At 70.7% G+C, this 17,442-nt stretch carries 19 protein-coding genes; 13 read left to right on the forward strand and 6 right to left on the reverse strand.

Going from position 1 to position 17,442, the window contains the following annotated elements; translation table 11 throughout:
• Positions 1-3 precede the first annotated feature (3 nt).
• The 5 genes from DY023_RS00640 to DY023_RS00660 all read left to right on the forward strand — a co-directional run bounded on the left by DY023_RS00640 (position 4) and on the right by DY023_RS00660 (position 5,769).
• A complete protein-coding gene (locus DY023_RS00640; protein ID WP_116240417.1) occupies positions 4-768 on the forward strand; it encodes a LamB/YcsF family protein in 765 nt (254 codons plus the stop codon).
• A 60-nt stretch (positions 769-828) separates the two neighbouring features.
• Positions 829-2,442, forward strand: a complete 1,614-nt coding sequence (locus DY023_RS00645) for a 5-oxoprolinase subunit B/C family protein (RefSeq protein ID WP_116240418.1) — start codon at positions 829-831, stop codon at positions 2,440-2,442.
• A complete protein-coding gene (locus tag DY023_RS00650; protein ID WP_116240419.1) occupies positions 2,439-4,151 on the forward strand; it encodes an acetyl/propionyl/methylcrotonyl-CoA carboxylase subunit alpha in 1,713 nt (570 codons plus the stop codon). The genes DY023_RS00645 and DY023_RS00650 overlap by 4 nt, the downstream gene beginning before the upstream one ends.
• Before the next feature lie 25 nt (positions 4,152-4,176).
• Positions 4,177-4,824, forward strand: a complete 648-nt coding sequence (locus tag DY023_RS00655) for an NAD(P)-dependent oxidoreductase (protein WP_116240420.1) — start codon at positions 4,177-4,179, stop codon at positions 4,822-4,824.
• 297 nt (positions 4,825-5,121) lie between these two features.
• The gene (locus DY023_RS00660) at positions 5,122-5,769 is read left to right on the forward strand and encodes a TetR/AcrR family transcriptional regulator (RefSeq protein WP_116240421.1); all 648 of its coding nucleotides are present in this window, start codon (positions 5,122-5,124) and stop codon (positions 5,767-5,769) included.
• 78 nt (positions 5,770-5,847) lie between these two features.
• On the opposite strand, the gene DY023_RS00665 is transcribed toward DY023_RS00660, so the two are convergent.
• Positions 5,848-7,176 carry a uracil-xanthine permease family protein gene (locus tag DY023_RS00665; RefSeq protein ID WP_116240422.1) on the reverse strand — a complete coding sequence of 443 codons (1,329 nt, stop codon included), beginning with the start codon at positions 7,174-7,176 and terminating at the stop codon, positions 5,848-5,850.
• Between the two features lie 74 nt (positions 7,177-7,250).
• The gene (locus tag DY023_RS00670; protein ID WP_245958516.1) at positions 7,251-8,111 is read right to left on the reverse strand and encodes a phosphoribosylaminoimidazolesuccinocarboxamide synthase; all 861 of its coding nucleotides are present in this window, start codon (positions 8,109-8,111) and stop codon (positions 7,251-7,253) included.
• A gap of 52 nt (positions 8,112-8,163) precedes the next feature.
• Between DY023_RS00670 and DY023_RS00675 the strand changes: the two genes are divergently transcribed.
• From DY023_RS00675 to DY023_RS00685, 3 genes are all read left to right on the forward strand, one after another.
• The gene (locus DY023_RS00675) at positions 8,164-8,727 is read left to right on the forward strand and encodes a GNAT family N-acetyltransferase (protein WP_116240475.1); all 564 of its coding nucleotides are present in this window, start codon (positions 8,164-8,166) and stop codon (positions 8,725-8,727) included.
• A gap of 211 nt (positions 8,728-8,938) precedes the next feature.
• Positions 8,939-9,565, forward strand: coding sequence for a PadR family transcriptional regulator (locus DY023_RS00680; RefSeq protein WP_116240424.1), 627 nt, complete (start codon positions 8,939-8,941; stop codon positions 9,563-9,565).
• 152 nt (positions 9,566-9,717) lie between these two features.
• Positions 9,718-11,133 (forward strand): DHA2 family efflux MFS transporter permease subunit, encoded by a 1,416-nt coding sequence (locus DY023_RS00685; protein ID WP_245958524.1) that lies wholly within the window; start codon positions 9,718-9,720, stop codon positions 11,131-11,133.
• Positions 11,134-11,234: 101 nt separating this feature from the next.
• Here the strand turns inward: DY023_RS00685 and DY023_RS00690 are convergent, their stop codons facing one another.
• Positions 11,235-11,726 carry a hypothetical protein gene (locus DY023_RS00690; RefSeq protein WP_116240426.1) on the reverse strand — a complete coding sequence of 164 codons (492 nt, stop codon included), beginning with the start codon at positions 11,724-11,726 and terminating at the stop codon, positions 11,235-11,237.
• 105 nt (positions 11,727-11,831) lie between these two features.
• Here DY023_RS00690 and DY023_RS00695 point away from each other — a divergent pair, with 105 nt between their 5' ends.
• The gene (locus tag DY023_RS00695; protein ID WP_116240427.1) at positions 11,832-12,026 is read left to right on the forward strand and encodes a helix-turn-helix transcriptional regulator; all 195 of its coding nucleotides are present in this window, start codon (positions 11,832-11,834) and stop codon (positions 12,024-12,026) included.
• Positions 12,013-12,441: a hypothetical protein gene (locus tag DY023_RS00700; protein WP_147303233.1), complete on the forward strand. Its 429-nt coding sequence runs from the start codon at positions 12,013-12,015 to the stop codon at positions 12,439-12,441. Before DY023_RS00695 ends, DY023_RS00700 begins: the two co-directional genes overlap by 14 nt.
• A gap of 172 nt (positions 12,442-12,613) precedes the next feature.
• Here DY023_RS00700 and purD read toward each other — a convergent pair whose 3' ends face one another.
• Positions 12,614-13,891, reverse strand: coding sequence for a phosphoribosylamine--glycine ligase (gene purD / locus DY023_RS00705; RefSeq protein WP_116240429.1), 1,278 nt, complete (start codon positions 13,889-13,891; stop codon positions 12,614-12,616).
• Between the two features lie 130 nt (positions 13,892-14,021).
• On the reverse strand, positions 14,022-14,699 hold the full coding sequence (locus tag DY023_RS00710; RefSeq protein WP_116240430.1) for an NUDIX hydrolase: 678 nt from the start codon (positions 14,697-14,699) through the stop codon (positions 14,022-14,024).
• Positions 14,700-14,866: 167 nt separating this feature from the next.
• Here DY023_RS00710 and DY023_RS00715 point away from each other — a divergent pair, with 167 nt between their 5' ends.
• Together DY023_RS00715 and DY023_RS00720 are read left to right on the forward strand one after the other, a co-directional pair.
• The gene (locus DY023_RS00715; RefSeq protein ID WP_116240431.1) at positions 14,867-15,223 is read left to right on the forward strand and encodes a sterol carrier family protein; all 357 of its coding nucleotides are present in this window, start codon (positions 14,867-14,869) and stop codon (positions 15,221-15,223) included.
• Between the two features lie 46 nt (positions 15,224-15,269).
• Positions 15,270-15,587 (forward strand): potassium transporter Trk, encoded by a 318-nt coding sequence (locus DY023_RS00720; RefSeq protein ID WP_116240432.1) that lies wholly within the window; start codon positions 15,270-15,272, stop codon positions 15,585-15,587.
• Here the strand turns inward: DY023_RS00720 and DY023_RS00725 are convergent.
• Entirely contained in the window at positions 15,584-16,183 is a 600-nt protein-coding gene (locus DY023_RS00725) for a zinc-binding alcohol dehydrogenase (RefSeq protein WP_116240433.1), read from the reverse strand. The genes DY023_RS00720 and DY023_RS00725 overlap by 4 nt on opposite strands.
• Positions 16,184-16,323: 140 nt before the next feature.
• Between DY023_RS00725 and purM the strand changes: the two genes are divergently transcribed.
• Entirely contained in the window at positions 16,324-17,439 is a 1,116-nt protein-coding gene (purM, locus tag DY023_RS00730; RefSeq protein WP_116240434.1) for a phosphoribosylformylglycinamidine cyclo-ligase, read from the forward strand.
• Positions 17,440-17,442 lie beyond the last annotated feature (3 nt).

The raw sequence follows: 17,442 nt of genomic DNA on the forward strand, positions 1-17,442 counted from the left end.
AACATGGCATCCATCGACCTGAACTCGGACCTGGGCGAGAACGTGCCCGACCGCATCGTGTCGGACGACGAGAGCATGCTCGCGATCGTCACCAGCGCGAACGTGTCGTGCGGCTTCCACGCCGGCAGCCCGGAGGGCATCCGGCGTACCCTCGCCGCGGCCGTCGCGAACGGCGTCACGATCGGCGCGCACCCCGGCTACCGCGACTACGAGAACTTCGGCCGCACGAAGGTCGACATCGACTCGGCCACCTTGCAGGCGCACGTGGAGTACCAGCTCGGGGCGCTCGCCGGCCTGACGAGGGCCGTCGGCGGCGCAGTCGCCTACGTCAAGCCGCACGGCGCGCTGTACAACACGATCGCCCGCGATGAGCGGCAGGCGAAGGACGTCGTCGCCGCGATCCGCGCGATCGACCCGAGCCTCGTGCTGCTCGGCCTCGCCGGTGGCGTCGTGCTCGACGTCGCCGAGCGCGCCGGCCTGGCGGTCGCGGCCGAGGCGTTCGCCGACCGCGCCTACCTGCCCGACGGACAGTTGGTCTCGCGCACCGAGGCGGGGTCGGTGCTGCACGACGCGAACGCCGTCGCCGAGCGGATGCTGCGCCTCGCCGAGTCCGGCGTCATCCGCGCGATCGACGGCACCGACGTGCACGTCGAGGCGCAGTCGATCTGCGTGCACGGCGACAGTGAGGGATCGGTCGCCATGGCGGCCGAGACCCGGCGCCTGCTCGAGGCCTCCGGCGTGACGATCGCCCCGTTCGCCGGGGCCTGAGATGACCGTCGTCGCCGCCCCCGCCCGCACCGACATCCCCGATGCGGAGTACGTGATCTGATGCGCATCCTCACCGCCTCCGACCGAGCGCTGCTCGTCGAGGCCGCCGACCTCGACGAGGCGATGCGGCTGAACCTGGCTTGGGCCGGGACGCCCGGCGTCGTCGAGCTGATCCCCGGGGCGCGCACGGTGCTGGTGCGCTTCGACCCGCTGCGGGTCGAAGCCGAGACGCTCGCCGACGTGCTGTCGTCGACGACGGTGGATGCCGCACACGTGCCGCACGTCGGCGAGGTGGCCATCCCGGTGCGTTACGACGGCGAGGACCTCACCGACGTGGCCGCACTGCTCGGCGTCTCGGTCGATGAGGTCATCGCCCGGCATCTCGCCGCGGAGTGGCAGGTCGCGTTCTCGGGCTTCGCTCCCGGGTTCGGGTACGCGGTCGGCTCGGACCCGCTCTTCGACGTGCCTCGGCGGTCCTCGCCGCGCACACGGGTGCCCGCCGGTTCGGTCGCCCTCGCCGGCCACTTCACCGGCGTGTACCCGCGCGAGAGCCCCGGCGGCTGGCAGCTGATCGGTCGCACGGATGCGGTGATGTGGGACATCGACCGCGACCCGCCCGCGCTGTTCTCGCCCGGAACCCTGGTGCGGTTCGAGCGAGCCGAGCGTGAGGTGGTGTCCTCTCCTCCGGGTCCTGAGCGCCCTTCGTCTCGCTTCGCTCGCTCAGGATCCGCGGAACAGCGAGACGAAGGGCGCCCCGCGCCCGGCACCCTGGAGGTCCTCCGCCCAGCCCTCCAGCTGCTCGTGCAGGACTTCGGTCGCCCGGGCCACGCCGCGCTCGGCGTCTCCGCCTCCGGCGCCGCCGACCGCACGGCGATGCGCGACGGGAACCGCGCCGTGGGCAACACCTCGGATGCCGCGGTGCTGGAGATCGTCGGAGGGGCCGCGCTGCGCTATCGCGGCGTCCCCACCGTCGCCGCGATCGCAGGGGCTTCCGGCGAGATGAGGCTGTATGCCGCGGACGGCATGGAACGCGGCATCCGCCTGGGTGCTCCGTTCGCACTCGACGACGGGGACGAGATGCGGCTCGGACACCCCGACCGCGGACTGCGGTACGCGCTCGCCGTGCGGGGCGGCATCCTGACCGCGCCGGCGCTCGGCAGCGCGGCATCCGACACCCTCGCCGGACTGGGACCCGCGCCGCTCGCCGCGGGCGACGTCATCGCGGTGGGAGATCCGCGCACAGCCCCGCATCCGGTCGATCCCGAGCCGCTCGTCCGCGAACTGCCGGCAGTCGGGGAGGCCGTCGAGCTGGGCATCGTGCTCGGCCCGCGGGACGACTGGTTCACCGACGCGGCGATCGCCGCGCTGACCGGCCAGGAGTGGGACGTCACTCCGCGGTCCGACCGTGTCGGCATCCGCCTGCACGGCGAGACTCCGCTGGAGCGCGCCGTCGCGGGGGAACTGCCCAGCGAGGGCGCCGTGACCGGGGCGATCCAGGTACCGCCGGACGGCCAGCCGGTGCTGTTCCTGCCCGACCATCCGCTCACCGGCGGCTATCCGATCATCGGCGCGGTCATCGATCGCGACCTCGACATCGCCGGACAGCTGCCGCCTGGGGTGCGGGTGCGGTTCCGGGTGCTGGGGACCACCACGAGGGAAGGGACCCCATCATGAAGAAGATCCTGATCGCGAACCGCGGCGAGATCGCCGTGCGCGTCATCCGCGCATGCACCGAGGCCGGCTACGCCTCGATCGCCGTATACGCCGACCAGGACGCCGACGCACTCCATGTGCGCCTGGCCGACGAGGCGGTGGGACTGGGGGGCTCCACCGCCTCGTCGACATACCTGTCGATCGACGCGCTGCTCGACGCGGCCCGCACGAGCGGTGCCGACGCCGTGCACCCCGGCTACGGCTTCCTGTCGGAGAGCGCGGCGTTCGCCCGCGCCGTGGAAGACGCGGGACTGGTCTGGATCGGGCCGTCGCCCGAGAGCATCGAAGCGCTCGGCGACAAGATGACCGCTCGCCGCATCGCGCAGAAGGTCGGCGCACCGCTCGCCGCGGGCACCGACCACGCTCTCGAGGGCCCCGCCGAGGCAGTCGCCTTCGCCGAGGAGCACGGCCTGCCGATCGCGATCAAGGCCGCGTTCGGCGGCGGCGGCCGCGGGCTGAAGGTCGTCCGCGAGCTGGACGAGGTCGCCGACGCGTTCGACGCGGCCACGCGCGAGGCGATCGTCGCCTTCGGGCGGGGGGAGTGCTTCGTGGAGCGGTTCCTCGAGTCGCCCCGGCACGTCGAGGTGCAGGTGCTCGGCGACGGACAGGGCGGAGTCGTCGTGGTCGGCGACCGGGACTGCTCGATGCAGCGCCGCAACCAGAAGCTCATCGAGGAGGCGCCGGCGCCCGGGCTCACCGACGAGCAGCGCGAACGCATCCACGAGGCCGCGCGGCGGATCTGTGCCGAGGCCGGCTACCGCAGCGCCGGCACGGTCGAGTTCCTGCTCGCAGCCGACGGTACCATCTCATTCCTCGAGGTGAACACGCGGCTGCAGGTCGAGCACCCTGTGACCGAGGAGGTCACCGGCGTCGACCTGGTGCGCGAGCAGTTCCGTATCGCCTTCGGTGACGGCCCCTCGCTCAGGGAGACCCCTCGGCCGCTGGGTCACGCATTCGAGTTCCGCATCAACGCCGAGGACCCGGGGCGCGGATTCCTGCCGAGCCCAGCCCGCATCGACGTCCTCCGCATCCCCGGCGGCCCCGGCGTGCGCTGGGACTCCGGCGTCGAGGCCGGCGACACCGTACAGCCCGCCTTCGACTCGATGATCGCCAAGCTCATCGTGTACGCCGACTCCCGCGAAGCGGCATTGGTCCGCGCGCGCCGGGCGCTGCGCGAGCTGCACGTCGAGGGCCCGGCGACAGTGGTCGGCTTCGGCCGCCTCGCCGTGGACGCGCCGGAGTTCTCGACCGACGGCTTCGCGGTGCACACGCAGTGGATCGAGCAGGTGCTGCTGCCGCGGCTCGAGCCGCAGCTGCGGCCCGCGCCGGTCGAGGATGCCGGACTGGCGCGCTTCCCCGTCGAGATCGACGGTCGCCGTGTGATGCTCGGCCTTCCGACGGCCCTGCTGTCCGGGTTCGCCGGCGCGGCGGCATCCGCTCCGCAGCAGCCGACGGCCGACCCGGCTGAGCTGCGCGCTCCGTCGCCGGGCACGCTCGTGCGCTGGCTGGTGGACGACGGCGCGGATGTCGCAGAGGGCGACGCGGTCGCCGTGCTGGACGCCATGAAGATGGAGACTCAGGTGATCGCGCATCGCAGCGGGACCATCGCGCACCGCGCGGAGGTCGGCGCGGCGCTGGCACCGGACGGGCTGCTCGCGACGATCGCGTAGCGGCGGACTGCGGGAAGGGGCTGACATGCGGATCGCTGTATTGGGCGCAACCGGGCGGACCGGGCGCGCCGTGGTCTCGGCAGCGCTCGACGCGGGCCACGAGATCGTCGCGTACGTGCGCCGACCGGAGGCGGTCGTCCGTGCAGACGGTGTGCGCGCGGTCGGCGGAGCGCTGGACGACGTCGACGCGATGGCTGCGGCGCTGACCGACTGCGACGCGGTGGCCGTGGCACTCGGCACGACGGTCACCCGGCCGATGGCACCGGTCCTGCGCACGGCGATGCCTGCCGTGATCGAGGCGTGCCGGGTGGCCGGCGTCAGGAGGGTCATCGTGCTCTCCGCGCTCGGGGTGGGTGAGACGCTCATCTCCGTCCGCTTCCCCTATCGGCTCGTCGTCAGGACGGCGCTCCTCGCGCCGTTCCACGACCACGTCGCCGGCGAGGGCCTGCTCGCCGGGAGCGGCCTGGAGTGGACGACGATCCACCCTGGACTGCTCGGAGACGGTGCGGCTACGACCGATCCGGTGGTGGTCGACGCCGCGACGCGACGCGCGATGCCCGGCTGGCCGCGTACCGAGAGAGCGGATGTCGCCGCGGTGATGCTGCGCGTCATCGACGATGGCAAGACGTTCGGCAGGCGGCTCATCGTGCTGTCGGGGTCGCACGCATCCTGATCCGGGCTGTCCGGGAGGAGGGGAGAGGACTCCCCATCCTTCCCCCCTCCCGGTGCCGCGGGCAGGGCCCCCATGCCTCGCAGCCACTCCTCGCGGACGCACGCCGAAGCGGCCACGGAGAGTTTCCCTGTTCCTCGGAGCACGATCCCGTCGGGTGCCGGGCGTCGTCGGAACGATCGGACGGCGATCCCCATCGCCGACCATTGATTTGTTGATTGAGGGTCCAATCAATGAACACGATAGCATCATCGGGGAACATGGAGGAGCAGCGTTCGAGCATCGGGAAGGAGGCCGAGGATGCCGCGTTCCGCGGAGCAGAACCGCGACGCCCGCGAGCGATCGCAGGCCGCCATCCTGGAGGCCGCTCTCGAGGTGTTCGGGGAGAGGGGCTATCACGAGGCGAGCCTCGCCGAGATCGCCCGTCATGCGGGTGTCGCGCAGGGGCTCGTGAGCTACTACTTCGGCGGCAAGGAGCAGCTCGTCGGGGCCGTGCTCGACGCGTACTTCGAGAAGATGACCGCGATGGCGTTCGGCGACGAGAGCGCCGACGACCGGCTGCGCATGCTCATCGACATGTCACTGATCGGCGCCGACCAGACCCTGCCGCAGCAGCGGATCACGCTCGGCCTGTCGATCCTGCCGACGACGCATCGCATCTATGCGGAGTCCGAGCAGCGCAACCTCGAAGCGGTGCTCGCCGCGGGCGGGCTGATGCAGGACCTGTTCCGCGAGCGCGGAGCATCCGATCCTGCGCTCGAAGAGGTCATGCTGCGCAGCGTGATCGAGGGCGTGATCGTGAAGCGAGCCGTGTATGGGAAGACCTACCCGCTGCAGGCCGCGCGCCGCTGGCTGCACCGGATGTACGGACTCGGCGACCCCGCCGAGCCGCTGCCCTTCGTAGCGGCCGATGCCCCGCAGATCGCGCTGCGCGCGATCGACGCGTAGCCCTCACCTGCTCCGGAGCTCCGGGGGCCTGAGCGAGCGAGGAACGAGCGAGACGAAGGGCGTTCGACGGTCGGGAGGTCACTCCTCCGGGTCGCCGCCGATCGGGCCGACCGCTGCGAGCGGCTTCGGGTCGTCCGCCCCGGTCCTGCGCAGCCGGGCGATCGCGTTGCCGCCGTGGTAGATGACGATCGCGGCGACCGTGGCGATGACGATGCCGCCCAGCTCGAAGCCGTTCTCGCCCTTGATGGCGAAGCCGCCGACCGCGACGATCAGCGCGACCGCGGCGGTGTACTGGTTCACCGGGCGGGCGAAGTCGACCCTGTTGTCGACCCAGATCTTGACGCCGATGACGCCGATCAGACCGTACAGGGCGGTGGTCACGCCGCCGAGCACGCCGGCCGGCACCGAGTTGATGACGGCGCCGAACTTCGGCGACATGCTCAGCAGGATGGCGGTGATGCCGGCCACCCAGTACGCGGCGGTGGAGTACACCCGGGTGGATGCCATGACGCCGATGTTCTCGCCGTAGGTCGTGGTGCCCGATCCGCCGAAGAAGCCGGCGAGCGTGGTCGAGATTCCGTCGGCGATCAGCGCCTTGCCGGTGTTCTCATTGATCGCAGGGTCGCCGACCATGGTGGCGACGCCGCGCACATGGCCGACGTTCTCTGCGATGAGCACGAGCACGACAGGCAGGAACATCGCCATCGCCGACCAGGTGCCAGGGGTGGCGAAGTCGGGCAGCTGGAAGGTGGGCAGGCCCACCCAGTCGGCCTTCTCGACCGCGGTGAAGTCGAGTTCGCCGCGGATGCCGGCGAAGATGTAACCCGCGATCACGCCGAGGAAGATCGAGATGCGGCCGAGGAACCCGCGGAAGACGACCGCGAACAGAATGGTCAGTGCGAGTGTGACGGACGCGGTGACCGGCGCCTGGGAGAAGTTGTTGTGCGCGGCGCCCGCGAGGTTGAACCCGATCAGCGCGACGATCGTGCCCGCCAGCACCGGCGGCAGGAATCGGTCGACCCAGGCGACGCCGGCGGTGTGCACCACCACGCCGATGATCGCCAGCAGGACGCCGACCGCGACGATGCCGGCCAGCGCCGATCCCGTCCCGGCGCTCGTCGTCGCCGCCGTGACCGGCGCGATGAACGCGAACGACGAGCCGAGGTAGCTGGGGAGCTTGTTGCGCGTGACCAGTAGGAACAGGATCGTTCCCACGCCGCTGAACAGCAGCGTCGTCGGCACCGGGAAACCGGTGAGGATGGGCACCAGGAACGTGGCGCCGAACATCGCGACGACGTGCTGCACGCCGATCGCGATCGTGGCGGGCCAGTTCAGGCGCTCATCGGGACGGACGACGGCGTCGGGCGCGACAGCGCGGCCGTTGCCGTGGATCTTCCACAGCGACATGCGGGCTCCTCGGGGGTAGGGGTGGAGGCTGGGGAAACACTATCGGTTCCCCCGTCCCGGCCGAGAAGGTGCGATCAGGTCGTCAGGCGCTCGATGAGCTCGCGGTAGCGCGCGGCCGTCTGCTCGACGATCTCCTCCGGCAGCGCCGGAGGCTCGCCCTGCTTGTCCCAGTTGGCGGCGAGCCAGTTGCGCACGATCTGCTTGTCGAAGCTCGCCATCCGCTCGGCCGGCGTCGTCCCGGTGCGCCACGCCTCGGCATCCCAGTACCGCGACGAGTCGCTGGTGAGCACCTCGTCGGCGAGGCGCAGGGTGCCGTCGGCATCCGTGCCGAACTCGAACTTCGTGTCGGCGAGGATCAGGCCCTTCGCCTCGGCGATCTCGGCCGCACGGCGGTAGATCGCGAGGGACACGTCGCGCAGCTGCTCTGCGCGCTCCCGTCCGACGATCTCGACGGCGCGCTCGAAGGAGATGTTCTCGTCGTGCTCGCCCATCGGCGCCTTGTAGGCCGGGGTGAACAACGGTTCGGGCAGGCGGTCGCCGTCCTGCAGGCCGGACGGAAGCGGGATGCCGCAGACGGTGCCGGATGCCTGGTACTCGGCCCATCCGGAGCCGGTGAGGTAACCGCGCACGACGCACTCGATCGGCAGCATCTCCAGCGACTGCGCGAGCATCGCGCGCCCGGCGACCACTTCGGGCACATCGCCCTCGATGAGGTGGTTGGGGAAGTCGAGCTGGTCGAACCACCAGTTGCTCAGCGTGGTGAGCAGTGCGCCCTTCTGCGGGATGGCGGGGGAGAGCATGAAGTCGAACGCGCTCACCCGGTCGGACGCCACCATCAGCCGGCGCGTGTCGCCCGGGTCCTCCGAGGCGTACAGGTCGCGGACCTTCCCTGAGTAGAGGTGCCGCCAGCCGGGGATGCTCAATGCTTCGCTCACGCGTACATCATCGCATCCCCGACGTCGGAGGCCAGGCGTACTGTCGGAGACGATGCCTGACGAGAGACTGACCGACCGACTGATCCTGCGCCGACCGACCGATGACGACATCGATCCGATCCATGAGATCTTCTCCGACCCGCGGGTCTGGGAGCACTTCCCGACCCTGCGTCACGTCGAGCGTGCGACGACCGCGCACATGCTGGCGCGCTGGCAGGAGCGGTGGGACGAGACGGGGCTCGCATCATGGACCGTGCGGCTGCGGGAGACAGGTGAGGTGATCGGCACGGGCGGATGCACGGTGCTCGCCGGGGCATCCCCTGACGCCGATGTGTGGAACCTCGGCTATCGGATCTCGGCGGACCACCACCGCCGCGGCTACGCCACCGAGATCTCGCGGGCCGGCATCGCCGCCGCGCGCAACCTGCGCCCCGAGACGCCGATCATCGCGTTCCTCGTCGAGCACAACACGGCCTCGGCGGCGGTCGCCGAGAAGGTCGGGTTCTCGCTCGTCCATCGAGCGCCGGATGCCGGAAATCCCGGCCCCGCGGTGATGCGGCTGATCTACGCCGACCGGCCGCTGACCGACGCCCAGCTCGCCACTGCACTGCGCTGATCCCGCTCGCCGCGCTGCATGCGACCGCGGCGTAGAACGCCTGCGCCACTGCGATGTCGAGCTCGACTTCCGCGCAAGATTCCGTCGAGACCGTGTTTCCGGCGTGAGACCCGTGTTCTGCGCACGGGTCTCACGCAGAAGTCGGGAAGTCGCGGAGATCTCAGGGCAGTCCGGATGGTATAGTCCGTATGGACTAATCGGGATGGGGCATATGGCTGCGGATGTGAAGCTCACGCCATTGGGTGCCATGGTGCTCGCGCTGCTGCGCGAGGGTGACATGCATCCGTACGAGATGATGCGCCTGCTGCGGCAGCGCCGCGACGACCGCATGATCAAGGTGACCAACGGCACGTTCTACCACACGGTCGGGCGCCTCGAACGGGAGGGGCTCATCGCCGAGGTGGGCGTGGACCGCGACGGCAACCGGCCTGAGCGGACGACGTACACGCTTCAGCCCGCGGCCTCCGACGTGCTCGAGGACTGGGTGCGCGGGGGCCTCTCGCGCACCGATCGCTCCCCTGAGTTCCGGGTCGCTCTCGCCGAGGCGCACAACCTGCCGCGCGCCGAGGTCCTCGAGCTGATCGGCGGGCGCCGGGCCGCGCTCGCCGCAGAGGCCGACGCGCTCGGCACCGCCCTCGCCGGGGCTCACGACCGCGGTGTCCTGCCGCAGTACCTCATCGAGGCCGACCGGCACGTGGCTCTGCTGCGCGCCGAACTGGTCTGGACCGACGGCTTCCTCGCCTCGCTCGCGGACCTCTCCTACGCCTGGGGAGACGACGAACTCTCCACTGAACATCGCGCCGCCGAGGCGGCCAAGCGAAAGGCAGCATCCGAATGACAGACAAGACTCCGCCGGGAGCCGACGCCACGGCATCCGCACCTCGTGCCGGCGCGTCGAAGGCCGGCGCGCCGACGACCGGCACCTACGCCGTCGGGCACAAGCCGCGCAGCCCCTGGCCGGCCCTCTGGGCGCTGGTCATCGGTTTCTTCATGATCCTCGTCGACACCACGATCGTCTCGGTGGCGAACCCCGCAATCAAGGCGGCCCTCGACCCCGACACCAACAACCTCGACAACGTGGTGTGGGTCACCAGCGCGTACCTGCTCGCGTACGCGGTGCCGCTGCTGATCACCGGTCGCCTCGGCGACCGGTTCGGCCCGAAGAACATCTACCTCATCGGCCTGGTCATCTTCACGCTGTCGTCGCTGGCCTGCGGCCTGTCGACGAACCTGGAGATGCTCATCGCGTTCCGCGCGGTGCAGGGACTCGGCGCCGCGTTCATGACGCCGCAGACGATGGCCGTGATCACCCGGACGTTCCCGCCGGACCGTCGCGGTGCGGCGATGGGGCTGTGGGGCGCGACCGCCGGTGTGGCCACCCTCGTGGGCCCGCTGCTCGGTGGCTTCCTCGTGGACGGCCTCGGCTGGGAGTGGATCTTCTTCATCAACGTGCCCGTCGGCATCATCGGCTTCGTGCTCGCCGTCATCCTGGTGCCGCGGCTGAAGACGCATCCGCACCGCTTTGACTACGTCGGCGTGGTGCTCAGCGCCGCCGCACTGTTCCTCATCGTGTTCGGCCTGCAGGAGGGCGAGAAGTACGACTGGGGTCCGATCTGGGGACCGATCACGGTGTGGGGGCTGATCATCGCGGGCGTCGCGCTGCTGATCGTGTTCGTGCTGCAGCAGTGGAAGACCAAGAGCGAACCGCTGGTTCCTCTGGGCCTGTTCAACGACCGCAACTTCTCGGCGTCGAACGTCGCGATCGCCGCGGTCGGGTTCACGGTCACCGGCATGTCGCTGCCGTTCATGTTCTTCCTGCAGCTGGCGCGCGGGTTGACCCCGACCGAGGCCGCCCTGCTGATGGTGCCGATGGCGATCATCTCGGGTGTGCTCGCGCCGTTCGCGGGGTCGCTGCTCGACAAAGTCGACCCGCGCTTCATCCTCATCCCTGGTCTGCTCTGCGTGGCCGGCGGTCTGCTCTGGAACGCCTCGCTGATGAACATGGACTCCCCGATCTGGATGTTCCTGCTGCCGTCGGCACTGATGGGCATCGGCAACGCCGGCATGTGGGGTCCGCTGGCGACGACGGCCACCCGCCGCCTTCCTCCGCGTCAGGCCGGCGCGGGTGCGGGCATCTACAACACGACCCGCACCATCGGGTCGGTGGTCGGCTCGTCGGCGATCGCCGCGTTCATGCAGGCGCGCCTCGAGGCGAACCTGCCCGGCCTCGACCAGGCGCCGGGCGGGATCGGCGGAGGCGGCCAGCTGCCCGACTTCGTCGCCGAGGGATTCTCCACCGGCATGGCACAGACCATGCTGCTGCCCGCCGCCGTCATGGCCGTCGCCCTGGTGGCATCCCTGTTCCTCGGCAAGTACACGCCGAAGTCGGAGGACGAGCTGCGCTGAATTCCTTGCGGATGGCGGACGGATGTCCGGATGGCGGACGAAACGCCGCAGGATCGTCCGCCATCTGCAGGATCGTCCGCCGTCTGCAAGTGGGTCCGGCCTCACTTCAGCAGCATGACACCCGCCTGCGCGATCAGCGCGAAGACGGCCGACCACAGCACGATCGACACCAGCGTCCAGACGATGACCCTGGTGCGGTTCGCACCCAGCGAGACCAGGATGCTGGACGTGAACTGGTTCGGTACGACCATGGGGCCGAGCAGACTGACGCCGGGAACGCCGAAGCGCTCCAGCATCCGCTTGACCCTCTGCCTGCGTGCGGAGGGCTCCTCGGCGTCGTCGGCGCCGGCGGCGCCGCGTCGGGCGAGCACCTTGTTGCGCGCTGCCGAGGTGGTGAACACGAACGCGAGCATCGAGATCGCGTTACCCGCGATCGCGGCGAGCATGGCGACCGGCACGGGAACGCCTGCGACGACGCCGATCAGCGTGCCGAAGTGCGACTCGACGAAGGGGATGGCGGCGGCGGCCATGACGCCCAGCCACTGCAGCCAGGCGGGAAGGGACTGGGTGAACTCGACGAGTGCGTCGTGCATGATTGCCTCCGGTGTAAAGTGCATTTGACATGGAAAGCATGCTTTACATCGGAGGGCGTGTCAAGCACGCTTTACATTTCGGGCGTGTTGTCCTACGTTTGAGACGTGCACAGCAGGGTCAAGGAGCTCAGAACCGAGCGCGGGCTCTCGCAGCAGGCGCTCGCGGTCGCACTCGGCGTCTCGCGTCAGACGATCAACGCCATCGAGACCGGGCGCTACGACCCCTCGCTGACGCTCGCCGTGCATCTCGCACGTCATTTCGGCTCCACTGTCGAGGAGGTCTTCGATGTCGACGCATGAACCTGAAGAGGCCCCGCGTCGCCGCTGGCCCATGTCGCGGGTGAACACCGCCCTCGTCGCGCTGTGCCTCATCGGTGCGGTGCTCGGGTTTGTGCTGGGCGAACCCGTCGTGGGCACATCGCTGCTGGTGGGCGGGCTCATCGGCGGCGGAGGAGCGATCGCGGCCCGCCGTGGCACCTCCGGCGATCTCGAACGCCTGAACGCCCTGGAGTGGGCGGATGAGCGAGATCGCACAGCCGGGGTCAAGGGCCTCGCCGTGGTCGGCGCGGTCGCACTGGTGCTGGGCATCGTGCAGCTGGCGATCGTCGCGATCGCCGGCGTCGAGCAGACGGCGCGGTTCATGGCGGTAGGGATGTTCCTCGCGCTCGCCGCCAGCTGGTTCTTCGCGAACTGGTACTTCGTGCGCCGCGGCTGAGACCGCCCTGCGCCGCTATTCGGTCGCTCTCGTACTCTCGGCCGCTGAATCGGTCGCATCGGGTGTCACGGATGCAGGCAGCGTGCACGCCCGCAGGCGGACACGCCGCGGGACACGCCTGCATCCGCTCGTTGTGCCTGCATCCGTGGCGATCACCAGGCGCGAATGCCGGTTACTCCGCGACGCGCGCCGCGATGTCGTGCCGGAAGTGCCCGCCGTCGAGCGAGATGCGGCCGAGGGCGTCGTAGGCGCGCGAGCGCGCGGTGCCGAAGTCGGATGCCGTGGCGACGACGTTCAGCACGCGGCCACCGGATGCCACGAGGGCGCCGCCCGGAGCATCCGGTCCGGCCGTCGCGGCGTGCACGAGGCGAACGCCGTCGACCGCCGCGGCATCCGCGAGTCCTTCGAGAAGGCGTCCGGTCTGCGGTGCCTCGGGATAGCCCTCGCTCGCGAGCACGACGGTGATCGCGACGTCGTCCGAGAAGGAGGGCTGCGGCTCGTTCTCGAGGGTTCCGGATGCCGCGGCCAGCAGCAGCCGCGACAGCGGCGTGCGCAGCCGAGGCAGCACGACCTGCGTCTCGGGGTCGCCGAAGCGCGCGTTGAACTCGATGACCTTCACACCGGCATCGGTGAGGATGAGGCCGGCGTAGAGAAGGCCGATGAACGGGGTGCCCTCGGCGTCGAGCTGACGGATGACGGGCAGCGCGACGTCCTCGGTGACCTGGGCGACGAATGCCTCCTCGCCGCCGAACCGCTCGTCCAGCCACGGCAGCGGCGAGTACGCGCCCATGCCGCCGGTGTTGGGGCCGGCGTCGCCGTCGTAGGCGCGCTTGAAGTCCTGCGCCGGGCTGAGCGCGCGCACGGTGTCGCCGTCGCTGAGGAAGAACAGCGAGACCTCTTCGCCCGAGAGGAACTCCTCGATCAGCACCGGTCCATGCGGCAGGTAGTGCTCGGCGTGCGCGAGCGCCTCGGCGCGGTCTCCAGTGACGATGACGCCCTTGCCGGCGGCGAGGCCGTCTGCCTTCACCACGTGCGGGGCGCCGAGGTCGTCGAAGGCCTGCTCGACCTCGGCCACGGTCGCGGCGCGCACCGCGCGGCCGGTCGGCACGCCTGCGGCATCCATGATCCGCTTCGCGAACGCCTTCGATCCCTCCATCTGTGCGGCCGCCTTTCCCGGGCCGAACACGGGGATGCCGCGCTCGCGGAGCACGTCGGCGACGCCGGCGACCAGCGGGGCCTCGGGCCCGACGACGACGAGGTCGATCCCGTTCTCGTTCGCGAACTGCTCGACGGCCGAGCCGGACAGCATGTCCAGGTCGGCGAGAGTGGCGTCCTGCGCGATGCCGGCGTTGCCGGGGGCGGCGTAGATCTCGTGCGGGGTGTCCTCGGAGCGCAGGGAGAGGATGATCGCGTGCTCACGTGCACCGGAGCCGAGGACGAGGATCTTCATGCCGTCAGCCTACCGGCGGGGTCTGTGCACGTTTCCTTCCATTCCCCGGGCCCTGAGCGCCCTTCGTCTCGTCGCTGCGCTCCTCGCTCAGGATCCGCGGAGCGAGACGAAGGGCGTGTGGCGTCCTGCGTCAGAGCTCGATCGGCCGCTCGTCCGCGGCATTCCAGGGGATGGTCCAGCCGGCGGCGTCGAACAAGCCGTCGAGGACCATGGCGGTGAAGCCCCACACGATCGTGCCGTCCACATCGAACGCGGGGCCGCGGAACGTCACGCCGCCGCGACTGAGCGTCGAGGTGTAGCGGGTCGCCGGATCGAGCAGCTGTGCGACCGGGACACGGAACACCTCGACCGTCTCGCGATGGTCGACCGCGGCGACCCGCGACGGAGACCGCCACCAGGCGAGCACGGGCGTGACGATGTGGCCGCTCGCCGCGAGCGGAAGCTCCGGCAGCGTCGCGAGCACTTCCACGCCTGCGGGGTCGAGCCCGGTCTCCTCCTGCGCCTCGCGCAGCGCCGTCGCGATCGCGTCGGGATCCTGCGCTTCGCGCCTGCCGCCGGGGAAGGACACCTGCCCGGGGTGCGACGACAGCGTCGCCGCGCGCCGCTGCAGCAGCACGTCGAGATCGGCCGCGACGGTCGCCTGATCGGATGCCGCGGGGATGCTGTCCAGCCGTCCGAAGAGCATGAGAACGGATGCCGGATGCGCGCGACCGATGTTCCGCGGATACTTCGCCGCCCAGTCGGCACCGTGCTCGGCGGCGGCGATCAGCTCGGCGCGGGCTCCGGTAACCGTCTTCTGCGAAGTCACCCGTCGAGCCTATGCCCGACCGCGGCCGGATGGCCCGGCACGGCCCCGGGCATCCTGCCTCCCCGGTTCCGGTCTCACTCGTTGTGGGTCGTCCGCATGTGGCACCCGCAACGAATGAGACCGGAGCTGCCGGGAGGAGGAGCAGGGGCGCGCGTACGCTGAAACGCATGCCACCACGCAGGATCGACACCGCCGACGGACGCGCCGCGCTCGCCGCGGTCGCGAACGGCGACGCCGCGCGCCCGCAGATCGCCACCGCCGTGCGCTATCTGCTGCAGCTGCTCGACGAGAAGGCGCCGGGCAACAGCGTCGAGGTGCGGGTGCCGCCGTTCGGAGCCGTCCAGGTCGTGCAGGGGCCGCGGCACACCCGTGGCACCCCGCCGAATGTCGTCGAGATGGACGCCGCCACCTGGATCGCCGTGGCCACGGGCGCCGAGCAGTGGGCCGACGCGGTGGCCGCGGGCCGCGTCGCGGCATCGGGCATCCGCGCCGACATCGAGGCGCTCCTGCCACTGTGGCCCTGAGGCGGCTGATGGCGAGCACATATCCGGGTCGTGGGACAATGGATGCATGGCACGCAACGCATCCCGTGAGACCGTCGAGGCGAGGGTTCGCCCTGTGCCGCGCTACGGCGTGTTCATGGGTCTGGGAGCCGTGCTCGGCGTCATCGCCGCGCTGATCCTCACCGCAGTAGGCAGCTACGAGCCCTCCGAGGCCGCCGGTGTGGCGTACCCCGCAGGCCAGGTGTTCGGCTTCATGCTGCTGTGGACCGCGCCGATCGGCGTCGCGCTCGGCGGCGTCGTCGCGCTGATGCTCGACCGCCGCGCCCGCCGCCACGCCCGCGTCGTGCGGGTGCAGCACGAGCACGTCGCGAACCCCGAGGCCTAGGCCAGCTCGCCGATCACCGGCCTGATCGCCGAGTCGAAGGCCACGACGTCGCGTCGCAGGCCGTCGGTGACGGCCACGGTCAGTGCGCCGATCCACCAGATGCCGCGCTGCGAGAGCGGCAGCACCTGCACGTTCAGCTCGAACGAGTGGGCCCGCCGCCCGATCTCGCGCTCGAACTCCGCGATCGCGCTCGCGTAGGCGCGGTACGAGTCCCCGGACGAGTTCACGGTCGCGACGTACCGCTTGTGGGCGTCCTGGGCGTACCGCAGCGCGGTCGCGGCGTGCGGCTCGATCGCCGCTCGCAATTCGTCGGCGCCGGATGCGGGCAGGGCGACCATCGTGTCGAAACCGTCGACCAGCTCCAGCGGCACGTCGCTGCGATGCGCACGCGGTTCGACGGTCATGTCCCAGTACGCGCGCCACTGCTCCTCGACCTTGTCGCTCGCATCCGGAGCATCCGGCGCGCGCACCTCGAGGCCGCGCAGAGCGGGCATCTCCTCCGGTTCGCGGACGCCGAGCAGCTGCCGCAGCGCGAGCGCGATCAGCACCGGTGTGCCCGCGTCCTCGCGGATCAGCCACTGCGGCTTCTCGCTCATGGCCCCCATCGTAGGAGGTCGCCTTCGTGAGGGGTCAAGATCTGCGGCATCCGACCCCGTGAACTCGACGTTTTCCGACCCCTCAAGAGAGCAGGTGGATGCCGGGAAACCGCACAGGCCGGGGCCGGTAGACTTGCCGGGTGGCAGACTCCACCACCAATCCCTACGCAGCAGCAGGCGTCGACACCGCTGCCGGCGATCTGGCCGTCGAACTCATGAAGTCCTCCGTGCGCGCGACGCACGGACCGGAAGTGCTCGGGGGCGTCGGCGGATTCGCGGGCCTCTTCGACGCCAGCGCACTGCGCGACTACCGGCATCCGTTGCTCGCGACCTCGACCGACGGCGTCGGCACGAAGGTCGCGATCGCGCAGGCGATCGACAAGCACGACACGATCGGGCAGGACCTGGTCGGCATGGTCGTGGACGACATCGTCGTGGTCGGCGCGAAGCCGCTGTTCATGACCGACTACATCGCGTGCGGCAAGGTCGTGCCGAACCGCATCGCCGACATCGTGCGCGGGATCGCGGATGCCTGCACCGCGACCGGCACCGCGCTGGTCGGCGGCGAGACCGCCGAGCACCCCGGCCTCCTCGGCCCGGACGACTACGACGTCGCGGGCGCCGCCACCGGCGTCGTCGAGAAGGACGCCGTGCTCGGCGCCGAGCTGGTGCGCGACGGCGACGCCGTCATCGCGCTGGCCTCGAGCGGCCTGCACTCCAACGGCTTCTCGCTGGTGCGCCACATCCTCACCGGCGCCGGTATCGGCTACGGCGACCGTGCGGACGACCTCGGTGCGACCTGGGGCGAGGCGCTCCTCGAGCCGACCCGCCTGTACACGCTCCCGCTGCTGAAGCTCATCGAACAGCTCCCCGGCGCCGTGCACTCGCTCAGCCACGTCACCGGCGGCGGCATCGCCGCCAACCTCGCCCGCGTGCTGCCGCAGGGCAGCTGGGCCGAGGTCGACCGTGCGACCTGGTCGCCCGACCCGGTGTTCCGCGTGCTGGCCGACATCGCCGGCACCCCGCTCGAGCAGACCGAGGGCACCTGGAACCTGGGCATCGGGTTCCTCGCGATCGTGGACGGCGCACAGGCGGATGCCGCGATCGCGGCGATCGAGGCGCAGGGCATCGCTGCCTGGCGTGCCGGCACGGTGCACCTCGGCGCCGTTCCCGGAGAAGGATTCGAACAGGGCGCCAAGGGCGTCGACGGCGGAGCGGTGCGCCTGGTGGGCGGCTACCGGGACGGAGCGAAGTAACAC

The sequence above is a fragment of the Microbacterium bovistercoris genome (assembly GCF_003387575.1).
In the GTDB taxonomy this organism is placed as follows: domain Bacteria; phylum Actinomycetota; class Actinomycetes; order Actinomycetales; family Microbacteriaceae; genus Microbacterium; species Microbacterium bovistercoris.

Coding starts and splice junctions, on each gene's coding strand:
- DY023_RS00725 (WP_116240433.1), bottom strand. CDS start 16,183: ATGAGCGAGAAGCCGCAGTGGCTGATCCGCGAGGACGCGGGCACACCG.
- DY023_RS00660 (WP_116240421.1), top strand. CDS start 5,122: ATGCCGCGTTCCGCGGAGCAGAACCGCGACGCCCGCGAGCGATCGCAG.
- DY023_RS00640 (WP_116240417.1), top strand. CDS start 4: ATGGCATCCATCGACCTGAACTCGGACCTGGGCGAGAACGTGCCCGAC.
- DY023_RS00675 (WP_116240475.1), top strand. CDS start 8,164: ATGCCTGACGAGAGACTGACCGACCGACTGATCCTGCGCCGACCGACC.
- DY023_RS00645 (WP_116240418.1), top strand. CDS start 829: ATGCGCATCCTCACCGCCTCCGACCGAGCGCTGCTCGTCGAGGCCGCC.
- DY023_RS00655 (WP_116240420.1), top strand. CDS start 4,177: ATGCGGATCGCTGTATTGGGCGCAACCGGGCGGACCGGGCGCGCCGTG.
- DY023_RS00715 (WP_116240431.1), top strand. CDS start 14,867: ATGCCACCACGCAGGATCGACACCGCCGACGGACGCGCCGCGCTCGCC.
- DY023_RS00690 (WP_116240426.1), bottom strand. CDS start 11,726: ATGCACGACGCACTCGTCGAGTTCACCCAGTCCCTTCCCGCCTGGCTG.
- DY023_RS00720 (WP_116240432.1), top strand. CDS start 15,270: ATGGCACGCAACGCATCCCGTGAGACCGTCGAGGCGAGGGTTCGCCCT.
- DY023_RS00700 (WP_147303233.1), top strand. CDS start 12,013: ATGTCGACGCATGAACCTGAAGAGGCCCCGCGTCGCCGCTGGCCCATG.
- DY023_RS00685 (WP_245958524.1), top strand. CDS start 9,718: ATGATCCTCGTCGACACCACGATCGTCTCGGTGGCGAACCCCGCAATC.
- DY023_RS00665 (WP_116240422.1), bottom strand. CDS start 7,176: ATGTCGCTGTGGAAGATCCACGGCAACGGCCGCGCTGTCGCGCCCGAC.
- DY023_RS00680 (WP_116240424.1), top strand. CDS start 8,939: ATGGCTGCGGATGTGAAGCTCACGCCATTGGGTGCCATGGTGCTCGCG.
- DY023_RS00650 (WP_116240419.1), top strand. CDS start 2,439: ATGAAGAAGATCCTGATCGCGAACCGCGGCGAGATCGCCGTGCGCGTC.
- purD (WP_116240429.1), bottom strand. CDS start 13,891: ATGAAGATCCTCGTCCTCGGCTCCGGTGCACGTGAGCACGCGATCATC.